The sequence below is a fragment of the uncultured Aggregatibacter sp. genome, from assembly GCF_901873365.1.
Classification (GTDB): domain Bacteria; phylum Pseudomonadota; class Gammaproteobacteria; order Enterobacterales; family Pasteurellaceae; genus Aggregatibacter.
This window is the reverse complement of the sequence record NZ_CABFLM010000118.1, coordinates 1-2678: the sequence shown is the minus strand read 5'-3', so window position 1 is coordinate 2678 and position 2678 is coordinate 1. Positions and strand designations below refer to the sequence as shown.

Sequence of the window (2678 nt, the reverse complement as noted above, 5' to 3'; positions counted from 1 at the left end):
AATTAATTTAAGTGCCACCTTAAATGCATTAAATGATGTATCCAAATTAATGTTAGAAGAATCAGCAGCTTATGCGATAAGTTGCGGTGAATCGGAAGTGCTTCCGAGTCATTTTCTACTAAAATCGCTGGAAAACCCCTTCTCCGATGTACGTTTCATTTTAAATAAACTAAAAATTTCTCACGAAGAATTGACCGCACTTTTATTGCAAAATAATCAATACTCAAACAATAACATTGGTTCTGTCCCGAGTTTCTCTCCTTTATTAATTGAAGTCTTACAAGAAGCATGGCTACTTGGATCACTTGAATTTGAGCAATTACAAATTCGTAGTGCAACCATTTTCTTAGCCCTGACTTTAAATGCCCCTCGTTATTTACCGACGTCTATCGCCAGTTTTTTAAATCAAATTAATAAAGAAACCTTACGCCAATCTTTACTTGAGTTTGCTCAGGGTTCGGCAGAATCACAAACCGCAATTAAAAACACAGACTCTTCGACAACCACACAAACTGATCAATCTGACTTAGCTCGTTTTGCTGAAAATTTAACGGCAAAAGCCCTAAGTGGAAATATCGATCCAGTGCTTGCGCGCGATCAAGAAATTGATTTGATGATTGATATTCTTTCTCGCCGAAGAAAAAACAATCCCATTGTCGTTGGTGATGCCGGCGTAGGAAAAAGCGCATTAATTGAAGGGTTGGCATTACGCATCGTCAATAAACAAGTTCCACCACATTTACAAAATGTTGAACTCTGGAGCCTAGATCTGGCTGCGTTACAATCCGGTGCCTCAATTAAAGGAGAATTTGAAAAGCGTTTAAAATCAGTGATTGATTTTGTTAAAAATAGCACAACACCGATTATTCTTTTCATTGATGAAGCCCATACGTTGATTGGTGCCGGTGGCAGTGAAGGCGGAAATGATGCGGCAAATCTTTTAAAACCGGCTCTTGCTCGAGGTGAACTTCGTACTATTGCCGCAACAACTTGGTCTGAATATAAAAAATATGTCGAACGCGATCCGGCACTCTCTCGCCGCTTCCAATTAGTAAAAGTAAACGAGCCATCTATCGAAGAAAGCATCGTCATTTTGCGTGGGTTAAAACCGCTTTATGAAAAGGCACATGGCGTTTACATTACAGAAGAAGCGCTTGAAACAGTAACAAAATTATCTGCCCGCTATATTGCGGCCAAAAAACTGCCGGATAAAGCCATCGATATTTTAGATACTGCGTGTGCCCGTGTTTCAACAGCGAAGGAGACACCACCAAAACGTTTAAGTTATTTAGAGAATAAAATTCATGAGATTAAGGTGGCGATTGCTGAATTTGAGCGTGATTACCTGCTCGGCGAAGCCGTTGATCATAGTGTGAAAATAAAATTGGAGGCTCAACTTACAAAATTGGCTGAAGAAAAGACCGCACTTTCTATACGATTTGAAGCACAAAAAACCCTTGTGGATGAAATCATCGCATTACGTGAAAAATTGTCTGATACGGAAACGGAATATACCGAAGAAGAACGCCAAGAATGGATTACCCAATTACAAAGCAAGAAAGCCGAATATGAAGCCATTAAACCGGAAGATTGTTTAATTCATGCAGAAGTCGGTAGCAAACAAATTACCGCTGTGATTGCAGATTTAACCGGCATACCGGTAAACAACATGACCGGTGATGAACTCACAAAACTCACCGCACTTCCGGAAATACTTAACGATAATATTAAGGGGCAATCTCAAGCCATTGAGCAAATTCACAAGAACTTGCTCACCGCCATGGCAGATTTACGCCGTGCAGGCACACCTTTGGGCGCGCTGTTACTTGTCGGCCCAAGTGGTGTTGGCAAAACGGAAACCGCCATTCAAATCGCTGAACATATCTTCGGTGGGAAACAATTCTTGACCACCATTAATATGTCCGAATACCAAGAAAAACATACGGTTTCCCGTCTAATTGGCTCGCCTCCGGGCTATGTCGGCTATGGCGAAGGCGGTTTACTCACCGAAGCGATTCGCCAAAAACCGTACTCAATCGTGTTATTAGACGAGGTGGAAAAAGCCCATCCTGACGTACTAAATTTATTCTATCAAGCCTTTGATAAAGGGGAGCTGGCAGATGGCGAAGGACGTTTGATTGACTGTAAAAACATTCTGTTTATGCTTACCTCAAACTGTGGCTTTGATACAGCCAATGACCGTTTTGCGCTAAAAAGTGATGAGGAGCTTCGTGGCTCGTTGCTTTCTTTCTTTAAACCGGCATTACTTGCCCGTATGCAAATTATACAATATCACTATTTAAGTACGGACGTAATGAAGCGTATTGTGAAAGCAAAACTTGAGAAATTAAAAAAACTTGTTTCTGAACGTTACAAAGTGACGTTTACGATTGCCGACAACATACTTGAACATATTGAACAACAATGTGAAGCCGATGCCAATGGTGCTCGTTTAGTAGATGCGATTTTAGAAGGGCAACTGTTGCCACCGCTTTCATTGGCACTACTTCAAAATATAGCAAACGGTAAGAAACTCACAAACATTGCACTAAACTTTGAAAATGATGAATATCAAATTCATATTGAATAATTTGGTTTTTTCATCATAAAGGCAAATAAAGTGTAAATTCAAACGATTAAAAAACTTTACTTATTTTTACGAAATACAAATGTTAAAC

1 protein-coding gene is annotated in these 2678 nt (G+C 39.9%); it reads left to right on the top strand.

Annotated features, from left to right (window positions below; genetic code table 11):
* The first annotated feature begins 1 nt into the window (after window position 1).
* A complete protein-coding gene (gene tssH / locus QZ106_RS09755) occupies window positions 2–2590 on the top strand; it encodes a type VI secretion system ATPase TssH (RefSeq protein WP_295976633.1) in 2589 nt (862 codons plus the stop codon).
* Window positions 2591–2678: the final 88 nt, after the last annotated feature.